Below are 19,069 nucleotides of genomic sequence, written 5' to 3'. Positions count from 1 at the left end.
CTTAGCGAAACACGAGGAAATACATGAGGAACACGTTCACCACCAGCAGGGTTAACGCGGTCGGGATCTGGATCTTGATCACCTGATATTTGTCTTTCAGCTCCAGCAGCGCGGCGGGAACGATATTGAAGTTCGCGGCCATCGGCGTCATCAGCGTGCCGCAGTAGCCCGCGTACATGCCGATCGCCAGCAGCGGCGCCGGGTTGCCGTGATGCACGTTGATCAGGAACGGCAAGGCGATCCCCGCGCTCAGCACCGGGAAGGCCGCAAAGGCGTTACCCATGATCATGGTAAACAGCGCCATCCCCACGCAGTAAATGACCACCAGCATGAAGCGGCTGTCCGGGTTCACGAACAGGCTCACCATCTTCTGCACCGAATCACCGGTATTGGCCGCCACGAACACGCCGCCGAGCATGGCCAGCATCTGCGGCAGGATCACCGCCCAGCCGATGGTATCGACAAGACGACGGGACTGGCGAATGGCGTGCAACGGCGTGCCTTTGGTCAGCCACCAGCCGGTGAGGATCGCCGCAACGCAGGCCACGCACAGCGCCGCCAGAGTGAGCTGTTTCTGGTCGAGAAGGTAAACGCCGCCAATCGTCACCCCCTTCAGGAACAGCGTCCCGATTACCGTCACCACCGGGATCATCAGCGCGGGCAGGAACAGCCAGTTTTTAAGGCGGTTTGACGAGGCAATGCGCTCCTCGTCGGAGGCCATTTTATAGTGGCCTTTCCCGACCAGGCCAAAACCCGCCAGCAGCGCGATAGCGATAACGCAACCGCCAACGATCCGGTACGCCAGCGATTTGCCCAGCTCCTGAACCATCAGGTCACCGAACAGGAAGATACCGCCGAATAAAAACCAGAACAGCGCGGTGGTAAAACGCTTCGGATTAGCGCGGTCGCGCAGAGTCATGACAACCAGCAGCATTACAACAAAGCCGATCAGGTAATACACGCGATTAATGGTGATAAGCGTCATCATTGCGCGGCCCCCTGCGTACCCTGCTCTGCACGCCAGGCCATGACGTCGCGGCGGATGCTGGCATCCAGGCGCAGCAGGCGCGTCATATGAATAATCAATGCCGCAATGGCGGTGGGAATGGCCCACAGGCCGATGTGCAGCGGCTCGATCCCTTCGATCCCGTTTTCCTTCAGAAACGCGTCAATCAGCAGCACCGCACCGAAGGCGATAAAGATATCTTCCCCAAAGAAGACCGCAATGTTGTCGCACGCCGCGGCATGGGCTTTGATTTTGTCGCGAATGTGCTGCGGCAGTTCGCCGTATTCGTTCAGCGCTGCCCCTTCGGCCATCGGGGCCAGCAGCGGGCGTACCGTCTGGGCATGGCCGCCCAGCGACATCAGCCCCAGCGCGGCGGTGCCTTCACGCGCCACGAAGTAGAGCATCAGAATACGCGCCGAGGTGGCGCTGGCAATCTTCGCCACCCAAGCCTGGGCGCGCTCTTTAAGCCCGTAATATTCCAGCAGACCAATTACCGGCAGGATCAGGATGAAGGTCGCCAGCGATCGGCTATTGACGAACTTCTCGCCAAAGGTCTCCAGCAGCATTCCGAAATCCATCCCGACCAGCAGGCCCGTCGCCAGACCCGCCACGACGACGACCAGCAGCGGGTTGAAGCGCAGTGCAAAACCAATGACCACGATCGGTATCCCGATCAGCGGCAACAGCGTAGTACCGTCCATAACGTTTACCCTATCGAAAGTGAGCGTTGCGCGCCGACGGCTATTTTTTTAATTTGCGGCGAGCGATGTTGTGTTTTTCGTCAGGCTTCACAAAACCTGCGCTAAAAAGCTATATCTGAACCTCAAAAACATGTAAACAAATTATCAATAAAATGTTCTTATTTTATCGACGAGTTTACATTTCTGGCTAAGGAACGTTATGACCTCGAAAAAGAGTGCTTCACCCGATTGCAACGATATCAACGATGGCCGGATCGTCTCCTCCCGCCATCTGGTGTCGGAGCGCTGCGCGGAACTGTCAGAGCTGGAGTACGCGCTGATCATGACCGGCAACGCGTTTAACAAGTGGATGGTGCGCTGCATGGCCGCAGCCGGAGAGCCGGATATGGGCGCTTTTGACGTCTCGCTGCTGCATCACGTGAACCACCGCAACCGCAAGAAAAAGCTGGCCGATATCTGCTTTGTTCTCAACGTGGAAGACACGCATGTAGTGACCTATGCCCTGAAAAAGCTGGTCAAAGCGGGCTACGTGACGAGCGAGAAAGCGGGTAAAGAGCTATTTTTCTCCACCACGGAGGAAGGGAAAGCGTTGTGCATGAAGTACCGGGACGTGCGCGAAGCGTGCCTGATCGCCATTCATGCGGAGAGCGGCATTTCCGGGAAATCCATCGGCGAAACCGCGCAGCTGCTACGCGCGATCTCCTCCCTGTATGACACCGCCGCCCGCGCGGCGGCATCACTCTGAATTACGGACGTCTGAACAGGGTAATGCTGCGTCCGGCCAGTTCGTACTCTACGGTTTCGGTGAACGCTGTCCCGGCGGCAGCGTCATCCGCCGTAGAAAGCTCCAGCACCCATCCCCCTTCGCCAAACTGCGGGATCTGGAACGGCACGGTGCCTTCAAACGGATTGAACAGCATCAGCACGTCGTGCCAGATGCCGTCCTCCTGCTGAAGATCCGGCCTGCTGATGGAGACCCCGAGCGTTGATCCTTCATCCCACTGCTCGGCCTGCTGCGGACCGCCTCCGGCATTGAACCAGCGGATCTCCAGCCCGTCGCGCCAGCTCTCACGACGCAGCAACGGCTGCTGCGCGCGCAGGGCAATGAGCCGGCGGGTGAACTCGCGCAGCGCCGCCTCGTTTTCGGACAGCCCCTTCCAGTCGATCCATGAGATCTCGCTGTCCTGGCAGTAGCCGTTGTTGTTGCCCTTCTGCGTACGGCCAAACTCGTCCCCCGCCAGCAGCATCGGCGTACCGTGGGAGAAAAGCAGCGTGGTCAGGAAATTACGCTTCTGCCGTTCGCGGGTGGCGATAATGTCCGGGTTCTCCGTCGGCCCTTCTTCGCCATAGTTGTACGACCGGTTATCGTTATGCCCGTCGTTATTGTCCTCGCCGTTGTCGGCGTTGTGCTTCTCGTTGTACGACACCAGGTCATTCAGCGTAAAGCCGTCATGGGCGGTGATAAAGTTGACGCTGGCCCACGGGCGACGCCCGCGCAGATCGTACAGATCCCCGGATCCCAGCAGACGCGCGGCAAAGTCCGTCGAGACGTTGTCCCCCTTCCAGTACTCGCGCACGGTATCGCGGTATTTGTCGTTCCACTCTCCCCAGCCTGGCGGGAAGCCACCGACCTGATAGCCGCCGGGGCCAATATCCCAGGGCTCGCCAATCAGCTTGAGCTTAGAGAGCACCGGATCCTGGGTAACGGCGTCGAAAAAGCCCCCGCGCGGATCGAACCCCTCAGGCTCGCGGCCCAGAATCGTCCCCAGGTCGAAACGAAAACCGTCAATGTGCATGGATTCGGCCCAGTAGCGCAAGGAATCCATCACCATCTGCAGCACGCGCGGGTGCGAGGTATTCACAGTGTTCCCCGTCCCGGTGTCGTTGATGTAATACCGGTGCTGGTCCGGCAGCGTGCGGTAGTAGCTGTAGTTATCAATGCCCTTGAATGAAAGCGTTGGCCCCAGCTCGTTACCTTCCGCCGTGTGGTTGTAGACCACGTCCAGAATCACCTCGATGCCCGCGTCATGATAGGCGCGCACCATGTCGCGAAAGCCCTGGATCCCCGCCGGGCCGTAGTAGCGCGACGCCGGAGCAAAAAAGCCGAGCGTGTTATAGCCCCAGAAGTTCTTCAGGCCACGGTCGAGCAGATGCTGGTCGTCCGGGAACCAGTGAACGGGCAGCAGCTCCACCGAGGTAATGCCCAGACTCTTGATGTAGTCGACCGAGGCTTTGTGTCCCATCCCCTCGAACGTCCCGCGCAGCTCGGGCGGGATGGCCGGGTTCATCTGGGTGAAACCCTTCACGTGGCTCTCATAGACGACGGTATGTGGCCAGGGCACGTTTGGCCGGTTGTTGTCCTGCCAGTCGAAAGCGTTCGGGTCGATAACCTTGCATTTCGGCGTGAACGGCGCGCTGTCTCGCGTATCGAAGCTAAGATCCAGTTCGTCATGCCCCAGTTCATAGCCGAAATGGGCGTCGTTCCAGTCGATATCGCCCACCAGTTCACGGGCATACGGGTCAATAAGCAGCTTATGCGGGTTAAAGCGGTGACCGTTTTCCGGATCGTAGGGGCCGTAGACGCGATAGCCGTACAGCGCACCGGGTTTCAGGTCAGGCACATAGCCGTGCCATACCTCATGGGTATACTCCGGCAGCTCCAGCCGGGCGATTTCTGTTTTCCCGGACGGGTCAAACAGACAGAGCTCCACCCGCTCCGCGTGCGCGGAGAACAGCGCGAAGTTAACGCCCTTCCCGTCATAATTCGCACCCAACTGCTGGCCATGACCGGCCCGAATTTCAAACGTAGTTTCCTTTGCCATTTTCGTTCTCCACGATTATTCGCAGGTAAGCAGAACCAGTACACATCCCTTTTCTGACGTTAAATCCAGCGTCTCTTGCAGAATGCGGCTTTCACCGCTGAACAGATCCCGATAGCGCTTCCCGGCCAGTTCGTCGGGTATCGCTACCGTGGTATTGACCCACAGCTGATGATTATCGGTGATGCCAAAAACCAGACGCGGCACGGCAACGATCAGCGCCTCCTCGTCTTTAACGCGCGCATAGACAATCAGGTTCTCCTCGCGCTCGCCGGAAACCTTGAGCGGCAGCCAGTTTCCGTAGCGGAAAAGCGCGTCGTAATGCGGTCGAAGCCGCAGCAGCGTGGCGGTGACAAACTGCTTTACCCTGCCGTCCCGCCAGCACGCCGGGTGTTCAAACACTGAAGCATCCGCCGCGCTGAGGTTTTGCACCAGCGCGTTGAAGTCCGGCTCCCGCCGGTTATCCGGGTCGACGAGGCTAAAGTTGAGCGCCTCGCTGCCCTGATAGATATCCGGCACGCCGGGCGCCGTCAGCTTGATGACCGTCTGGCTGAGGCTGTTCATCAGCCCGGCGCGGATAAAGGGCTGCATCGCCTCGCTGAAATCGTGCAGGAACGGGGCGTTATCCGGGGAAAGCAGATGTCGCGCATAGCTCAGCACTACGCTCTCATAGCTCTCGTTGCTGTCGATCCAGTCGGTGCGCTGCTTCGCCTCGCGAAGCGCTTTCTCAAGGAAGCCGAGGAAACGCGTCTCCAGCGATGCAAGCCCTTCGGCATCGTCAGGCGACAGCGTGGCGGGCCAGACGCCCGCCAGCGCCTGATAGATCATCCAGGTATCGGCGGCGTTCGGCGCGGTGCCGTCGTTGAGAAAACGCACCTGGGTCTGGTTCATCTGCCGCCAGCGGGCGAGATTTTCTCCCCAGCGTTCCGGCGCCTCCGTCAGGGTGTAGAGCCGCGCCCGGGCGTCTTCTCCGCGCTTGGTATCGTGCGTGGAGGTGCCCAGCAGCGCGTCGGGCTGACGGGCGCGACGAATGCGCATCTCCTGGTGAAAGCGGGATAACGAGAACGCGCGCGGCGTCGGGTCAGCGCCCACTTCATTGAGCGCAAGCTCAAGGTTCAGACGGAAAAACAGCGTATCTTCCACCGACTTCGCCATCAGCGGCCCGGTCAGCTGCTGGAAGCGGGTTCTGAAAAGCGCGGCGCAGTCGCGGCAATCTTCCGGCAGATCGCCGGTAAGAATGCGGACAATCAGGCTCAGGGCCGCTTCGGACGTATTTACGCCGGCGACCACGCGGCTAAGCAGCGCCACGTCAGGTGGGGTTAATCCCTCGCGAGTGCCGTAGGTGCGGTACACCGGAAAAGCGATAAGCAACTCGCGCAGCGCGTGGCGGATCTCCTCGCGGCGCAGCGCAACCTCATTGCGGCGGGCCAGATCGTCCGCAAGGTTTAGCAGCGTGGTGAACTCGCCCTCAAAATTACGATCGGTCATCAGACCCTTGGCATCGCGCAGTTCGGCGTGGCGATTGACCGTGACGCCCAGCGTCTCGTCGTGGATTGTCTCCAGGCGCGAGAGGTTATCGTCGTCGACCAGCACCTCCGCCAGCGAGGCGATAAACTCGTAGCCGGTGGTGCCGGAAACCGGCCAGTCGGTGGGGAGCTGCTCTCCCTTCGCGAGAATTTTTTCGACCGTAATGTAACAGTCAGGTCCGGCTGCATGCCGCAGCTTCTGCAAATAACCCAGCGGATCGGCCAGGCCGTCAATATGGTCAATGCGCAGTCCGTCAACCACGCCCGCGTGAACCAGCTCAAGAATGAGACGGTGCGTATCGTCGAAGACCGCCTCGTCTTCAACCCGTACGCCCACCAGACCGGTGATCTCGAAGAAGCGCCGCCATGAGAGCTGCTTCGGCGCTTCCCGCCAGGACATCAGCCGCCAGCTCTGCGCCTCATGCAGTTCGGCGATACTTTTATCCTCGCTGTACGTGCCCGGATTAAGCGGGTACGCCGTGTCGTAATAGACCAGAGAGGCTTTATTCGTGACAGGGTCACGTTTTAACGTAATGGCACCCTTCTCCAGCTCTGCCTCAAAGGTGTCTCCGAGAAACGGCAGCGTAAGCGGGCGCGACGCGTCGATATCGAAATAGCGGAAATAGCGGCTCTGCTGGCCGTATTCAATCACGTCCCGCCACCAGGCGTTTTCCAGCGAGGTGGACATATGGTTCGGGACAATATCCAGAATCAGCCCCATGCCAGCCTGCCTGAGCGCCGCGGCCATGCGGTCAAACCCTTCCCGACCTCCAATCGCGGGGTCAATTTCATTCGGGTTGGTCACGTCATAGCCGTGGGTGGAACCCGTTGTGGCGGTAAACACGGGCGAGGCGTAGAGGTGGCTGATGCCGAGGTCTTTCAGATACGGCACCAGCTCGACAGCGCGGTCAAACGTCATGCCGTTGCGGAACTGAATACGGTACGTGGCGGAAGGGATCATAACGATGCGTCTCCATCAGCAAAGCGAACGACAATACTGTTCGGCGGCAAAACGTCGTTTACCTCCGGCCAGGCGAAGCGCGTCTCCCCTGCGAGCGCGGGCAAATCGACAGGCTTAGGGCCGATATTGAGCGCCAGAGAGAGCGTCCCGGACGGGAAGCGCCAGCTCACCGCCACCATGCCGGGTGCGGTCTCGATCGCCTTGCCTTCAACGATGCCGCCCTGATGCAGAAGCGGAACGATATAGCGATGGCGCAACGTCAGCAGGTGGCGGGTGAAGCGCAGCCACGTTTTCCCTTCGTCGGTAGCAATCTTATGCCAGTCGAGCTTTGAGCGAACGAAGGTGTTAACGTCGTTCGGGTCCGGGACGGCTTCATCGTGCCCGGCGTGGCCGGTAAACTCTTTCGCGCGCCCTTCCCGCACCGCTTTTGCCAGGTCGCCGTGAAAATCGGTGAAGAACAGGAACGGATGCGTTTCACCGAACTCCTCGCCCATAAACAGCAGCGGGATATGGGGAGAGAGCAGCAGCGCGGCAAGCAGCACCCGCGTCCTGTCGGCCCCCGCGAGGGTGATGAGCCGCTCCCCCTGGGCGCGATTCCCGGTCTGATCGTGGTTCTGAATGAAATCGACGAAGAACTGCGGCGGCTGGGTGCGGCACTCCACCCCGCGAGATTCCCCGGTTTGCAGCGAAATCTCGCCCTGGTAGACAAACCCTTCCGCCAGCGCACGGGCGAACTTTTTCTCCGGCTCACACGAAAAATCCTGGTAGTAGGCGTGCGTTTCGCCGGTGGCAAACACGTGGGCAGCATTGTGGAAGTCATCATTCCACTCGGCGGTGAACAGCGGCGTGTTGCCCTGTTCATCGCGCGGATGCAGGAAAATCACGTTGCGGCTGTCTTCCGTGGTCAGGTGAACGTGACGGTGCGGGATCGCCTCGCGGATCTTCGCGGCAATCTCCTCCAGAATGTGCGTCCCGGAGCTGTCTTTAATCTGGTCGATGGCATCAAAGCGCAGGCCGTCCAGACGGTACTCCGTCAGCCAGTAGAGCGGTGCGTCGGTGATGTACTGCCTCACCGGCTCGCGCTCGTAAGCGATGCCGTTGCCCCACGGCGTCATTCGATCCGCATCAAAAAACGCGGGCGACAGCAGAGGGAGATAATTCCCCTCCGGGCCGAAGTGGTTGAGCACGATATCCAGCACCACGGAAAGCCCCAGCCCGTGCGCGGCGTCGATAAACGCGTGAAAATCCTCCGGCGTGCCGTAGGCAGCGTGCGGGGCATACAGCAGCACGCCGTCGTAGCCCCAGCCGCGGGTTCCGCCAAACTGGGAAACGGGCATCACTTCAAGCTGGGTGATACCGAGCTCCGCCAGATAGGGCAGCTTGTCGATGGCCGCCCGGAAGGTGCCCTCCGGGGTAAAGGTGCCGACGTGCAGCTCGTAAATGACCGTCTCTTCCCACGGCCGCCCTGCCCAGTCCCGGTTAACCGGCTGATAGCGTCGGGGATTGATAACAACCGATGGCCCGTTAACGTCGCCCTTTTGCGCGCGCGATGCCGGGTCGGGTACCGCCATGCCGTCCTGCAGGACAAACTGATACTCTGCACCGTGCGTGACGCCAGAAACGTCTGCCTGGAACCAGCCGTGCCCCACCGCCGTCATCGGCACGTCGGTGGCGGCCAGACGTAGCGTAAGTTCTTTCTGTCCTTCTGCCCAGACGCGAAAACGTACCACGTCATCGGAAATAAACTCAGCACCCCACTGCTTTTGAAATGTCCTGAATTCCATTCATTGTCCTCGAATGACCCACATTTTACGCGGAACGAAGTACAAGCTTAGTTCAGGATCTCAAGTGCGTGAGCTCAGCGGATTTAACCGCGTCGTCTATTCTTTATGAAATAACTCACTATCGGGAATACTATGCAGATTCGAAAAGGATTAAATACGGACCTCGTCCGTCTTGAATGTTGTGACTTTTCTTTCACCATTAGCCACATTGCGCGAGAGCCCTTTATCCATTGTGATTTGCATATTGAAGCCGTCGCCGAGCCCTGGATAAAAACCTACGAACTCGACATCCAAACCCTTGAAAACCATTGCGTTAATCCGGACGCCATATTTCTTGTTGCGGAAACCGATGACGGTGAATTAGCCGGATTTATTACCGCGTCAATCGGCTGGAATAAATTTATTTCAGTGGATTATATTGCCGTTGATCGCACCAGACGCCGAACCGGCGCCGCGCAAAAATTAATGGCTGCCGCGCACGTGTGGGCCCGCAGCGTAAACGCGCCGGGATTACGGCTTGAAACACAAAATGTGAACGTCTCTGCCTGTCTGTTTTACCGTAACTACGGGTTCACCCTGGGCGGGTACGATCGGTATCTCTACAACGCCTTACCGGAAAAAGACGAGGTCGCCCTGTTCTGGTATTACATGCTGGTGTAGCGCCGCAGCCTTCATATTTCTGTCATTGAACTTCATTACGCTTTCGGGATTTTAACCACGGTGTTGAGGAAAGAAGTGTGAATTCAATGGCTAAGGCATTACTGCTGGCATTACCCGTTTTGAGTGCAGCGGCGACGGCCGCTGAGCGCGAGCTGTGTGAACCCAAAGCGTACGAAATGGCGCTGCGCTATCAGCAGAAATCGGCAGAGATTCTGGCCCTTCAGCTGCAGACGTATCGGTTTGCCACCGAGCGTTTCAACGAAAAATTAAAAGATCTGAAAACACCTGAAAATTACGCTGTGGTGATGGACCTGGATGAAACGGTGCTGGATAACACCCCTCTGCTGGTTCGCGACATGGCGCAGTGTCACGACTATACGAAATGGGATACCTGGAGCGACTGGGAAAAACAGGGAAAACCCGGCTTAATCCCGGGAGCGAAGGCGTTTCTTGACCACGTGAATCAAAGCAAGGTCCGTATCTACTATGTCTCGGACCGTATGCAGGAAAACAAAGCCGACACGCTGAAGACGTTAAACGCTCTCGGCCTGCCGCAGGTATCTGACGAGAGCGTGCTGCTGGATACGGTCAGCAAGGAAGAGCGCCGTCAGAGCATCCTCAAAAAGCAGCAGATCGTGATGCTGTTCGGCGACAGCCTGCCGGACTTCGCCGTACAGTTCAAAAACAAAAAACCGAGCGAGCAGCAGCGTGAGCTGGTTGAAGCCAGCGCCGAACACTTCGGCAACGACTGGATTGTGCTCCCAAATGCCGCTTATGGTGCCTGGTCCAGGGCCACGCTGGATAGCTGGAACGCACCACTGAAAAAATAACGCTTTACGGGCCGGGAAAGGCTTCACCACCACCCGGCTGTTGCGCTGTGCTATTTATCTCGTTTATAGGTCCTATCATTTCTGAGCAGGTTCTTATAATTTTACGGAGCAGTAAGATGAGCACTTTCAAAGGAGACTCGTATGCTTACCGTGAAAAAACTTGCTCTTTCCACGCTGATTTCCAGTTCATTGCTGTTCTACCCTGCGCTGCAGGCCTCGGCAGAAACGCCGCAGCACGTCGTTAAACAACCAGCGGGCGGTTACAGCGTGCAGGTCGGTGACGTTCTGGTAACGTCGTTTACGGACGGGACCGTTGCGCAGGATCTGCACAAGCTGCTGCGCCGGACAACGCCGCAAAACATTGATGCACTGCTCGCGAAAAACTTTCAGACCAACCCGGCGGAAGTGTCCATCAACGCATTCCTGATTGCGATGCCCGGACACAAAATCCTGGTGGATACCGGTTCCGGCCAGCTCTTTGGCCCCGGCAACGGCGGACGTCTGATTGAGAGCCTCGCCACCCAGGGAATCAAACCCGAGGACATTACTGAAGTCTTGCTGACCCACGCCCATTCCGACCACGCGGGCGGCCTGGTGAAAGACGGCAAGATGGTGTTCAGCAACGCGCGCGTTTTCGTTGGCAAACCGGACATCGACTTTTTCTTTAACGACGACAATCAGAAGAAAACCGGCTACGGCAAGAACTATTTCGATGTCGCACAGAAGACCTTAAAACCCTATCTTGACGCGGGTAAAGTGGTGCCGTTTAGCGGCACATCGGAGATTCTTCCGGGGCTGACCGGCACGGTTCACCCCGGACATACGCCGGGATCGGCCTTCTACACGCTGACAAGTAAAGGCGAGAAAATCACCTTTGTCGGCGACATCATTCACGCAGCGGCGGTCCAGTTCCCGCAGCCTGCGGTGACCATCACCTACGATGAAGATGAGAACAAAGCGGCAAGCGTACGCGAGCATGCGTTCGCTGACTTTGTGAAAAATAAAGACCTTATTGCCGCGCCCCATCTGCCTTTCCCGGGCATCGGCTATGTGACGAAAGGTGAGAAAGGCGGCTATGCCTGGGTCCCTGTCACCTATACCAACCGGGACGCCAGCGGCGCGAAGTAGAGTGATGTCGCGTATATCTGACATGGACATCGACCTGCTCCTGGCGCTGGACGCCCTGCTTCAGGACAGGAACATCACCCATGCGGCCGCGCGGCTGGGCATCAGCCAACCCGCCCTCTCTGCCCGCCTGGCGCGTCTGCGCACGCTGTTTGGCGAGCCGCTGTTTATTCCCTCCCCACATGGACGAGGGGTGTTACCCACGCCGAGAGCGGAGGCGTTGAGGCCACAAGTTGAAAGCGTGCTGCGCGGCATCAGCGCGATGTTTGCGCCCACCGCGTTTGACGCGCAAACCAGCAGCCGGACCTTTGTTATCGCGCTGCATGAAAACCCGGCGCTGATGCTCGGCACCGCGCTGCTTAACCAGGTGAGTACCGATGCCCCCGGCATCCGCCTGCGCTTCGCCCTGCCGGAGATGGTAGACCTGCCGCAGCAGCTGGAAAACGGTGATGTGGATATCTACATCGGCGTTAGCGCGGGCGCCCATGACGGATGGGTGAGGCGCAAACTTCTCGAAGACGCGTTTGCCACCGCCCAGCGCAAAGCTCATCCGCGTGGAACAGGTCCGTTAGATTTGGAAAGTTACTGCGCGCTTTCCCATCTGGTGGTGTCGTCGGCGGGAGATCCCTTTACCGGATTTGTCGACCAAACCCTCGCCGGGCTGGGCTATCAGCGACACGTTGCCATGTCCACCCAGAGCTACGCTATGGCGCCTGCGCTGGTTGCCGGTACCGACCTGGTATGTACCCTGCCGGAACGGATGCTGAAGCAGTTTGCCAGCACGCTGGATATTTTCCCACCGCCGCTGCCGCTCCAGCCGATTACCATCAACATGTACTGGCACCCGAAAAACAGCCAGGATCCGGCGAACGCCTGGCTGCGCGGGCAGCTGCTGCGGGCCGCCGGACGTCAGGTGTGATCGAGCGTGACCAGAAACTTTTTAAGCACTTCTGAACGAATAATCCGGTGGCAAACCAGGGTGAGTTCGCTCTCCCGCAGCCGGTCGAGGATGTCCACGTAGACGACATTCTCAACGCTCACTGCCTTTGCCGACGCGGGCAGCAGCGCCAGCCCAAATCCGGCCGCAACAAGGCTTATCACCGTGGGCACGTCGGTCGCATTTTGCACCACGTCCGGCTGAAAGCCCGCCCCGCTGCAGGCGTCATAGAAGTACTGCTCCAGCCCCATTCCCTCCGGATCGCGCAGCGAGATCCATTTTTCGTCTTTCACCGACGAAAGCGTCAGCGCGGACGATCCGGCGAGCGGATGCTGACGAGAGAGCGCCAGCACCGTTTTCTCCGAGGTGAACGGCCGGCTTTGCAGATCGTCAGGCAGCGACGGCAGCGGCGCGCGGATGATGGCCACGTCCAGCTGGTTGCTCTGCACGGCGGCGTAGAGCGTCTGCACATTTCCCGTCATCAGGGACATGGTAATGGCCGGCCAGCGGCTGTGCATCTGGCGCAGCGCGGCGGGCAGCCTGCCGTCAAACATCGCACTCGACACGCACCCCAGGTTTAACTCCCCCTGCTCGCCCCGTGCCGTTTGTCTGGCATCCAGCACCGCCTGCTCGGTCAACGAGATGGCAAGCCGGGCTTTGACCAGAAACGCTTCGCCCGCGGGCGTCAGGGTTAAGCGGCGGTTCGCCCGGCTGAAAAGCGTGACGCCTAAACGTTCTTCCAGCGCCTTTATCTGCTGGCTCAGCGCCGGTTGGGCGATGTTCAGACGCTCGGCGGCCCGGTGCATGTGGAGCTCTTCGGCTACGACAATGAAGTGGCGCATCTGACGAAACTGCACGAGACGTCTCCCTGTATTGATATAAATTTACTTATCAATTTAACAGAAATGATGAAATTGATGCTATTGGTCTTTGCCATAAAAATGGAGGTATTCAACCGAGGGAGGAAAATATGGAAAACCAAGTCAACGATCTCCGCAGCGCCATCGCCTTACTGCAGCGCCACGAAGGGCAGTATATTGAAACCGCTCATCCGGTCGATCCCAACGCGGAACTGGCGGGTGTCTATCGCCATATCGGCGCAGGCGGCACGGTCAAACGTCCGACCCGCACGGGTCCGGCCATGATGTTCAACAGCGTTAAGGGCTATCCGGGCTCCCGCATTCTGGTGGGCATGCACGCCAGCCGCGAGCGCGCGGCGCTGCTGTTAGGCTGCGAACCGTCTGAACTGGCAAAACACGTCGGCCAGGCGGTGAAAAAGCCGGTCGCACCGGTTGTCGTTCCGGCCTCGCAGGCCCCCTGCCAGGAACAGGTCTTCTACGCTGACGACCCTGACTTCGATCTTCGCAAATTGCTTCCGGCACCGACCAATACGCCAATTGATGCCGGTCCGTTTTTCTGCCTGGGGCTGGTGCTGGCAAGCGATCCGGAAGACAGCTCGCTGACGGATGTCACCATTCACCGCCTCTGCGTGCAGGAGCGCGACGAGCTTTCCATGTTCCTTGCCGCCGGGCGACATATCGAAGTCTTCCGTAAAAAAGCGGAGGATGCCGGAAAACCGCTGCCGGTGACGATCAACATGGGTCTCGACCCCGCCATCTATATCGGCGCATGCTTTGAGGCCCCTACCACGCCGTTTGGCTACAACGAGCTGGGCGTCGCCGGGGCGCTGCGCCAGCAGCCGGTCGAGCTGGTGCAGGGCGTGGCGGTCAAAGAGAAAGCCATCGCACGGGCGGAAATCATCATCGAAGGCGAACTGCTTCCGGGCGTGCGCGTAAGAGAGGATCAGCATACCAACACTGGCCACGCGATGCCGGAGTTCCCGGGCTACTGCGGTGAGGCGAATCCCTCCCTGCCGGTGATCAAAGTGAAAGCCGTGACCATGCGCAACCACGCAATCCTGCAGACGCTGGTGGGACCGGGGGAAGAACATACCACGCTGGCCGGACTGCCGACCGAGGCCAGCATCCGTAATGCCGTTGAAGAGGCAATCCCGGGCTTCCTGCAAAACGTCTATGCCCATACCGCAGGCGGCGGTAAGTTCCTCGGCATATTGCAGGTGAAAAAACGCCAGCCGTCAGACGAAGGACGCCAGGGCCAGGCGGCGCTCATCGCCTTAGCCACCTATTCGGAGCTGAAAAACATTATTCTTGTCGACGAAGATGTGGATATTTTCGACAGCGACGACATCCTGTGGGCGATGACGACGCGCATGCAGGGCGATATGAGCATCACCAATATTCCGGGGATCCGCGGCCACCAGCTGGATCCGTCCCAGTCGCCGGATTACAGCACCTCGATTCGCGGCAACGGCATTTCCTGCAAGACGATCTTCGACTGCACGGTGCCGTGGGCGCTGAAGGACCGCTTCGAGCGCGCGCCATTTATGGAAGTGGATCCACGTCCGTGGGCGCCGGAGCTGTTTGCCGATAAGAAATAAAATCACGCGCGTATGGCCCGCAGGTCATACGCGTATTTTCTTTTCAAGCGTGGCGATATTTTCACCCGCCACGCGTTCAACAGTGAAACGATCGACGCTCAGCAATATGAGCATCAGCCCCCTGCCGCTCTCCAGCAGCGGCGACATTTCGCAGAAACGGTCTCGCCGGGCGATCTCAAGACGCTCCTGCGGGAACGCGTCACCCGCGTCGATAAAAACAAGGCTGACGTCATTGCCGCGGATGGCGAACTGTACGCTAAAGACGCACGAATTATCCTCATGAAGCGCGTAGCGGATGATATTCGTTGCCACTTCACAAACGGCGAGATCGAAGGCGAAACGCCACTCGTCATTGACGGGAAGCGCGCTCAGCCTGTCTCTCAGCCAGTCGGACAGCGGCGTCAGGGACGCGATCGCCGCCGGAAATTCAGCATGCTCTGGCCTCTGCATCTACTGCCCCAGCTGCGCAAGCGCGCTATGTTTATCCGGATAGATACGGAAGATGCGATCCATTCGGGTCAGGGTGAACATGTTCATGATCCCGGGGTTCAGAGAGCACAGCGCCATGTCGCCTTTCCCGTTCATCAGCTTAAACAACGACACCAGCATCCCCAGCCCGCTGCTGTCGATGAAATCCACTTTGCTAAAGTCGACGATTAAGGCTTTACGATCGCTGCCGATTTCCTCCGTCACGGACGCTTTAAACGTCGCAGCAACGGAGGCGTCCAGCCGTCGGACCGCGGGCGTGAGAATGTTGGCATGCGGTAATCGTTCGGTGTTAATTATCATTCTGTTCTCCCTGACGCTCAATCACGAGCAGTGACACGTCATCGGTTAAGGCGATCGGTTCATCACGGTTTGCATTGCGCCAGCCGGTCAGGTGGTCACCGAACCGCGGCAGGAGCTGGTCAACGGGGAGCCGGGCATGCTCATGAAGCCAGCGTTCGAGACGTTGCGGGCCAAACTGCTCGCCGCTGACGTTCTCACACTCGGTAATACCATCACTGAATAAGCATAAGCGATCCCCTGGATGGAGGGTAAACGCGACGTCTTCCCAGCTCAGATCCGGGATTAGCCCGACCGGCGGTCCGCCATCACCCACGGACGTGACGGCGCTGTCCGCATTCACAATGAAGGGAGTAGGATGCCCGGCCTGGCACAGCCACCCTTCACCAGTCTCTGGATCGATCACGCCGTAAATGAGCGTGAAATAACTGGTGATGTCGCTCTCTTCACTGCAAAAGCGGCTGTTCAACATCCTGACAACCTCCGCAGGTGACTGAATCCCCCCCTCTTCGGTAAACAGAAAGCGATCCACCACCCGGCCATGTAAAAACTGGCGAGCCACCGCGAGGGACATCATCGCGGCCCCCACGCCGTGACCCGAAACATCAACGCAATAGAATCCCAGATGTGAATCCAGAGGGAAAATATTGAACACGTCGCCCGAAACCCAGGCTGACGGCAGGAAAAGCCAGTCGGAGAAGTAGTCGCCATAGCGTAAGCGGCGTGAAGGCAGCACCGAGTGTTGAACGCGCGCAGCCAGTTCCAGATCTTTTTCAATCTGATGCAACGCTTCACTCAGGCGCTTGTTGTGCGCCGCGAGGGTCGCCTCCAGCGTCAGGATACGGACCCCGGCATGAAGCCGCGCCCGCAGTTCAGCCTGCTCAACGGGCTTACTCAAAAAATCATCCGCTCCGGCATCAAACCCCTGCGTCACGTCCCCGGCATTCTCGCGGGCCGTCAACAGGATGATATACACGTAGCGGCCAAACTGACGGTTGCGGATGGTCTGACACAGCGTCAGTCCGTCCATTTCCGGCATTTCCCAGTCGCTTATCACCATGCTGACCGGCTGGCTGGACAAGATTTCCAGCGCGTCGACACCATTTTCCGCCTCGCTCACGATATATCCCCACTGGGTGAGCATTCGGGAGAGTAACCGACGATAAATCAGCGAATCTTCAACGATTAACACGTGCAGCGCCGACATACATCCCTCCTAAAGCGGTAAGAACCAGATGAGGCTCACGGTCCCTTCCCTGAATTTTGCATTCCCGTTGCCGTGCCCCGGATAGCGCGTTCCCGCATAGTTCGCGTACTGGATGGAGAACGAACCCGGCGTATAGCCGGCATAACCGAAGCTGTAGCTGTAATCGCCGTTCCAGGGCTGCTGCTGGCTGCTGTCCGGGAACCAGAATGCCGTCGCGCGAACGAAGAAATGTTGTTTGAAGGTGTAGCCGCAGCCGCCGAGCATGACGTTTTTATTTTTGCGGATGTCATCGCTGCTGAGGTCGTAGTAGCGCGGTACCCAGCTGTACCCGACCTGGCAAATGATGGAATCCCCTTTATTAATCAGGAGCGTGTTTTCAACCGGTTTCGGTAGCGAAAACTTATAGGCCAGCGTGAAGGCGCCCTGTTCGAAATAGGTGTGTCGTCGGCTGCCCGATGTCCAGAAATGGTTATCGCCGTAGTTGCTGTAAACCAGACTCACGGTGTTGGCGTGCCAGTCATCGTAGCCGAAGCTGTAGCGAAAATCGGCGGTGTAGCGGCTGGTGTCTCTGACCGGCAGTCGGGACGTAATGTTGGCAAACCAGAAGCTGTAGGGGGAATACTGAAGGCTGAGATTCAGCGTCTGGTTAATCTTTTTCTTTTCCGTGGCGGTGTCTGAACTGTTAGGAATGCTCATCCACTGCTCTTTCAGTCCCGAGCTAAAGCTCAGCGCACCTGAGAATTTCTTGTCGTTACCCGAGAACAGGCGCCCCCAACGGCTGGTAAAAACGCCTGCCTGAACGGGTTCACCGTTCTTATCGCGCAGGGTTTCTTTATCACTGCTTTGCGCCGCCTCCGCGGCAGGTATCGCGGCGAGCAGCACGCCCGCCAGAAGCCATTTTTCGCGCATAACCGCCATCCTTAGTTAGGTATCCAGCGTGCGCCGACGTCGTATTTTGCCATCAGCCACAAAATACCCAGTGCCGCCGCATGCACTAACGTGTTCTCTATCCAGGCGTGACGCCATAAATCGAAGGTGATGAACTGACTCACCAGCAGCACCACGTAAACATGCAAAATAAAGGTATAGAGCGAGTGCTGCCCTAGCGGGATGAGGAACCATCCCAGCAGGCGGTTGAGCGGCGTCCAGCAATACGTCAGCACCAGGTAGACGGTGACCATCAGGGCGATATCGTTCAATACCCGCACCGGGCCCAGCCCATTCTTCGCCGCCCAGGTGTGATAAAACGAATTGAAGCTGTCAGGCGGGATGACGTGCATCAGCAGCGCGGGCGGCATAAACGGGTTGGTATGGTTCTGGGCAACAAATCCCAGCACCAGTGACACCATGACCAGCGCCACCACCACCCCTTTGCCCGGGGGCGTCCGGGCGAACGAGAGCAGTTCGGCTTTATACCAGCCGCTGGCCATGCCCAGCACAAAGATGAACTGCCAGGCGAGCAGTGGGAAGGCGAATTCGAATTCCGACGGCGTCAGCCGAAGCGGCCACCGCTGCCACAGGCTGTACACCAGCAGCGACAGCCCTAACAGCCACCAGACTTTTCCTTTCTGCAGCATCCCTAAAAATAGCGGGCTGAGTAGCAGCAAAAAGATATACAGTCCGAGAATTTGCGTCTGGTGGGGGCCGATCTGCAAATAGAGAATAATGTTGAACCAGGTCTCTTTAATTTGCGGCGTCACAGGATAAAGCGACCAGCTTTGACCTGAAAATCGGTCGGTAAAATGGGTGACCTCGAAAACGTTAATATGTGGGATATAGGCCAGCAGAATAAACGACACTATGATAATGATATTTACGCGATATATTTTCCATGCTCTGAGATAAAGCCCCCAGGAAACCGTAAGCAAAACCACTTTTTGCAGACGCGCGCGATTCAGCATTCCCAGCATAAACCCGGAGAGAATGACAAAGCCTTCTGCACCTGTTGTTAACCCAAAACGCTCCCAGGAGAATATATTAAATATCGACATCACCTCCGTATGCGCCACGACCATCATGACGAGGGCAATGCCGCGCATAAAGTCAATTCTCAGGTCACGGGCACCTGCAACGGAATACATCCATGTTATTGATTTAGCGTCATCTTTTTGCGCAATCGACGGCGCAACATGGCTCATAGGGTGTCCTTTGCCTGAAAACGAAAATTAAGGTCTAAATAAAGTAGATAGTCTAAAGGAATAGTAACTGCAATTTATCACCGGCAGATGAAACATATTAAGCAGAATTAAATCCAAATTAACCACCACTT

The 19,069-nt window shown here is 58.0% G+C and carries 17 protein-coding genes; 6 read left to right on the top strand and 11 right to left on the bottom strand.

What is annotated here, in order from left to right; translation table 11 throughout:
- Nucleotide 1: 1 nt before the first annotated feature.
- The gene (locus IM295_RS16820; protein WP_193067003.1) at nt 2-988 is read right to left on the bottom strand and encodes a DUF979 domain-containing protein; all 987 of its coding nucleotides are present in this window, start codon (nt 986-988) and stop codon (nt 2-4) included.
- A complete protein-coding gene (locus IM295_RS16815; protein ID WP_028013182.1) occupies nt 985-1,707 on the bottom strand; it encodes a DUF969 domain-containing protein in 723 nt (240 codons plus the stop codon). The genes IM295_RS16820 and IM295_RS16815 overlap by 4 nt, the downstream gene beginning before the upstream one ends.
- Nucleotides 1,708-1,906: 199 nt before the next feature.
- Between IM295_RS16815 and IM295_RS16810 the strand changes: the two genes are divergently transcribed.
- Nucleotides 1,907-2,452 carry a winged helix DNA-binding protein gene (locus tag IM295_RS16810; RefSeq protein ID WP_028013183.1) on the top strand — a complete coding sequence of 182 codons (546 nt, stop codon included), beginning with the start codon at nt 1,907-1,909 and terminating at the stop codon, nt 2,450-2,452.
- 1 nt (nt 2,453) lies between these two features.
- Here the strand turns inward: IM295_RS16810 and glgX are convergent, their stop codons facing one another.
- From glgX to treZ, 3 genes are read right to left on the bottom strand one after another with little or no spacing between them, the layout of a single operon-like run.
- Complete coding sequence (glgX, locus tag IM295_RS16805) at nt 2,454-4,529, bottom strand: glycogen debranching protein GlgX (RefSeq protein WP_193067002.1); 2,076 nt, start codon at nt 4,527-4,529, stop codon at nt 2,454-2,456.
- A 15-nt stretch (nt 4,530-4,544) separates the two neighbouring features.
- Nucleotides 4,545-7,013, bottom strand: coding sequence for a malto-oligosyltrehalose synthase (gene treY, locus IM295_RS16800; protein WP_193067001.1), 2,469 nt, complete (start codon nt 7,011-7,013; stop codon nt 4,545-4,547).
- Nucleotides 7,010-8,797 carry a malto-oligosyltrehalose trehalohydrolase gene (treZ, locus tag IM295_RS16795; RefSeq protein ID WP_193067000.1) on the bottom strand — a complete coding sequence of 596 codons (1,788 nt, stop codon included), beginning with the start codon at nt 8,795-8,797 and terminating at the stop codon, nt 7,010-7,012. The genes treY and treZ overlap by 4 nt, the downstream gene beginning before the upstream one ends.
- A 132-nt stretch (nt 8,798-8,929) precedes the next feature.
- On the opposite strand from treZ, the gene IM295_RS16790 reads away from it, so the two are divergent.
- From IM295_RS16790 to IM295_RS16775, 4 genes are all read left to right on the top strand, one after another.
- Nucleotides 8,930-9,457: an N-acetyltransferase gene (locus IM295_RS16790; RefSeq protein ID WP_041909946.1), complete on the top strand. Its 528-nt coding sequence runs from the start codon at nt 8,930-8,932 to the stop codon at nt 9,455-9,457.
- A gap of 86 nt (nt 9,458-9,543) precedes the next feature.
- On the top strand, nt 9,544-10,287 hold the full coding sequence (locus IM295_RS16785) for a 5'-nucleotidase, lipoprotein e(P4) family (RefSeq protein ID WP_180216685.1): 744 nt from the start codon (nt 9,544-9,546) through the stop codon (nt 10,285-10,287).
- 141 nt (nt 10,288-10,428) lie between these two features.
- Nucleotides 10,429-11,415 (top strand): MBL fold metallo-hydrolase, encoded by a 987-nt coding sequence (locus IM295_RS16780; protein WP_193066999.1) that lies wholly within the window; start codon nt 10,429-10,431, stop codon nt 11,413-11,415.
- Nucleotides 11,416-11,419: 4 nt separating this feature from the next.
- Nucleotides 11,420-12,331, top strand: coding sequence for a LysR family transcriptional regulator (locus IM295_RS16775; RefSeq protein ID WP_193066998.1), 912 nt, complete (start codon nt 11,420-11,422; stop codon nt 12,329-12,331).
- Here IM295_RS16775 and IM295_RS16770 read toward each other — a convergent pair.
- Nucleotides 12,322-13,206, bottom strand: a complete 885-nt coding sequence (locus IM295_RS16770) for a LysR substrate-binding domain-containing protein (protein ID WP_041909939.1) — start codon at nt 13,204-13,206, stop codon at nt 12,322-12,324. The two genes, IM295_RS16775 and IM295_RS16770, sit on opposite strands and share 10 nt — an antisense overlap.
- 113 nt (nt 13,207-13,319) lie before the next feature.
- On the opposite strand from IM295_RS16770, the gene IM295_RS16765 reads away from it, so the two are divergent.
- Nucleotides 13,320-14,807, top strand: coding sequence for a UbiD family decarboxylase (locus IM295_RS16765; RefSeq protein WP_193066997.1), 1,488 nt, complete (start codon nt 13,320-13,322; stop codon nt 14,805-14,807).
- A gap of 24 nt (nt 14,808-14,831) precedes the next feature.
- On the opposite strand, the gene IM295_RS16760 is transcribed toward IM295_RS16765, so the two are convergent.
- From IM295_RS16760 to opgC, 5 genes are read right to left on the bottom strand one after another with little or no spacing between them, the layout of a single operon-like run.
- On the bottom strand, nt 14,832-15,257 hold the full coding sequence (locus tag IM295_RS16760; protein WP_193066996.1) for an ATP-binding protein: 426 nt from the start codon (nt 15,255-15,257) through the stop codon (nt 14,832-14,834).
- A complete protein-coding gene (locus tag IM295_RS16755) occupies nt 15,258-15,596 on the bottom strand; it encodes an STAS domain-containing protein (protein WP_028013194.1) in 339 nt (112 codons plus the stop codon). It lies immediately after the preceding gene.
- Nucleotides 15,586-16,800, bottom strand: a complete 1,215-nt coding sequence (locus IM295_RS16750; RefSeq protein ID WP_028013195.1) for a PP2C family protein-serine/threonine phosphatase — start codon at nt 16,798-16,800, stop codon at nt 15,586-15,588. The genes IM295_RS16755 and IM295_RS16750 overlap by 11 nt, the downstream gene beginning before the upstream one ends.
- Nucleotides 16,801-16,809: 9 nt before the next feature.
- A complete protein-coding gene (locus tag IM295_RS16745) occupies nt 16,810-17,709 on the bottom strand; it encodes a hypothetical protein (protein WP_028013196.1) in 900 nt (299 codons plus the stop codon).
- An 11-nt stretch (nt 17,710-17,720) separates the two neighbouring features.
- The gene (opgC, locus tag IM295_RS16740; protein ID WP_193066995.1) at nt 17,721-18,938 is read right to left on the bottom strand and encodes an OpgC domain-containing protein; all 1,218 of its coding nucleotides are present in this window, start codon (nt 18,936-18,938) and stop codon (nt 17,721-17,723) included.
- Nucleotides 18,939-19,069: the final 131 nt, after the last annotated feature.

Source organism: Enterobacter cloacae complex sp. P14RS, from assembly GCF_014895895.1.
Lineage (GTDB): Bacteria > Pseudomonadota > Gammaproteobacteria > Enterobacterales > Enterobacteriaceae > Enterobacter > Enterobacter bugandensis.
This window is presented reverse-complemented; position numbering and strand designations above follow the sequence as displayed.

Coding starts and splice junctions, on each gene's coding strand:
- IM295_RS16820 (WP_193067003.1), bottom strand. CDS start 988: ATGATGACGCTTATCACCATTAATCGCGTGTATTACCTGATCGGCTTT.
- IM295_RS16815 (WP_028013182.1), bottom strand. CDS start 1,707: ATGGACGGTACTACGCTGTTGCCGCTGATCGGGATACCGATCGTGGTC.
- IM295_RS16810 (WP_028013183.1), top strand. CDS start 1,907: ATGACCTCGAAAAAGAGTGCTTCACCCGATTGCAACGATATCAACGAT.
- glgX (WP_193067002.1), bottom strand. CDS start 4,529: ATGGCAAAGGAAACTACGTTTGAAATTCGGGCCGGTCATGGCCAGCAG.
- treY (WP_193067001.1), bottom strand. CDS start 7,013: ATGATCCCTTCCGCCACGTACCGTATTCAGTTCCGCAACGGCATGACG.
- treZ (WP_193067000.1), bottom strand. CDS start 8,797: ATGGAATTCAGGACATTTCAAAAGCAGTGGGGTGCTGAGTTTATTTCC.
- IM295_RS16790 (WP_041909946.1), top strand. CDS start 8,930: ATGCAGATTCGAAAAGGATTAAATACGGACCTCGTCCGTCTTGAATGT.
- IM295_RS16785 (WP_180216685.1), top strand. CDS start 9,544: ATGGCTAAGGCATTACTGCTGGCATTACCCGTTTTGAGTGCAGCGGCG.
- IM295_RS16780 (WP_193066999.1), top strand. CDS start 10,429: ATGCTTACCGTGAAAAAACTTGCTCTTTCCACGCTGATTTCCAGTTCA.
- IM295_RS16775 (WP_193066998.1), top strand. CDS start 11,420: ATGTCGCGTATATCTGACATGGACATCGACCTGCTCCTGGCGCTGGAC.
- IM295_RS16765 (WP_193066997.1), top strand. CDS start 13,320: ATGGAAAACCAAGTCAACGATCTCCGCAGCGCCATCGCCTTACTGCAG.
- IM295_RS16760 (WP_193066996.1), bottom strand. CDS start 15,257: ATGCAGAGGCCAGAGCATGCTGAATTTCCGGCGGCGATCGCGTCCCTG.
- IM295_RS16755 (WP_028013194.1), bottom strand. CDS start 15,596: ATGATAATTAACACCGAACGATTACCGCATGCCAACATTCTCACGCCC.
- IM295_RS16750 (WP_028013195.1), bottom strand. CDS start 16,800: ATGTCGGCGCTGCACGTGTTAATCGTTGAAGATTCGCTGATTTATCGT.
- IM295_RS16745 (WP_028013196.1), bottom strand. CDS start 17,709: ATGCGCGAAAAATGGCTTCTGGCGGGCGTGCTGCTCGCCGCGATACCT.
- opgC (WP_193066995.1), bottom strand. CDS start 18,938: ATGAGCCATGTTGCGCCGTCGATTGCGCAAAAAGATGACGCTAAATCA.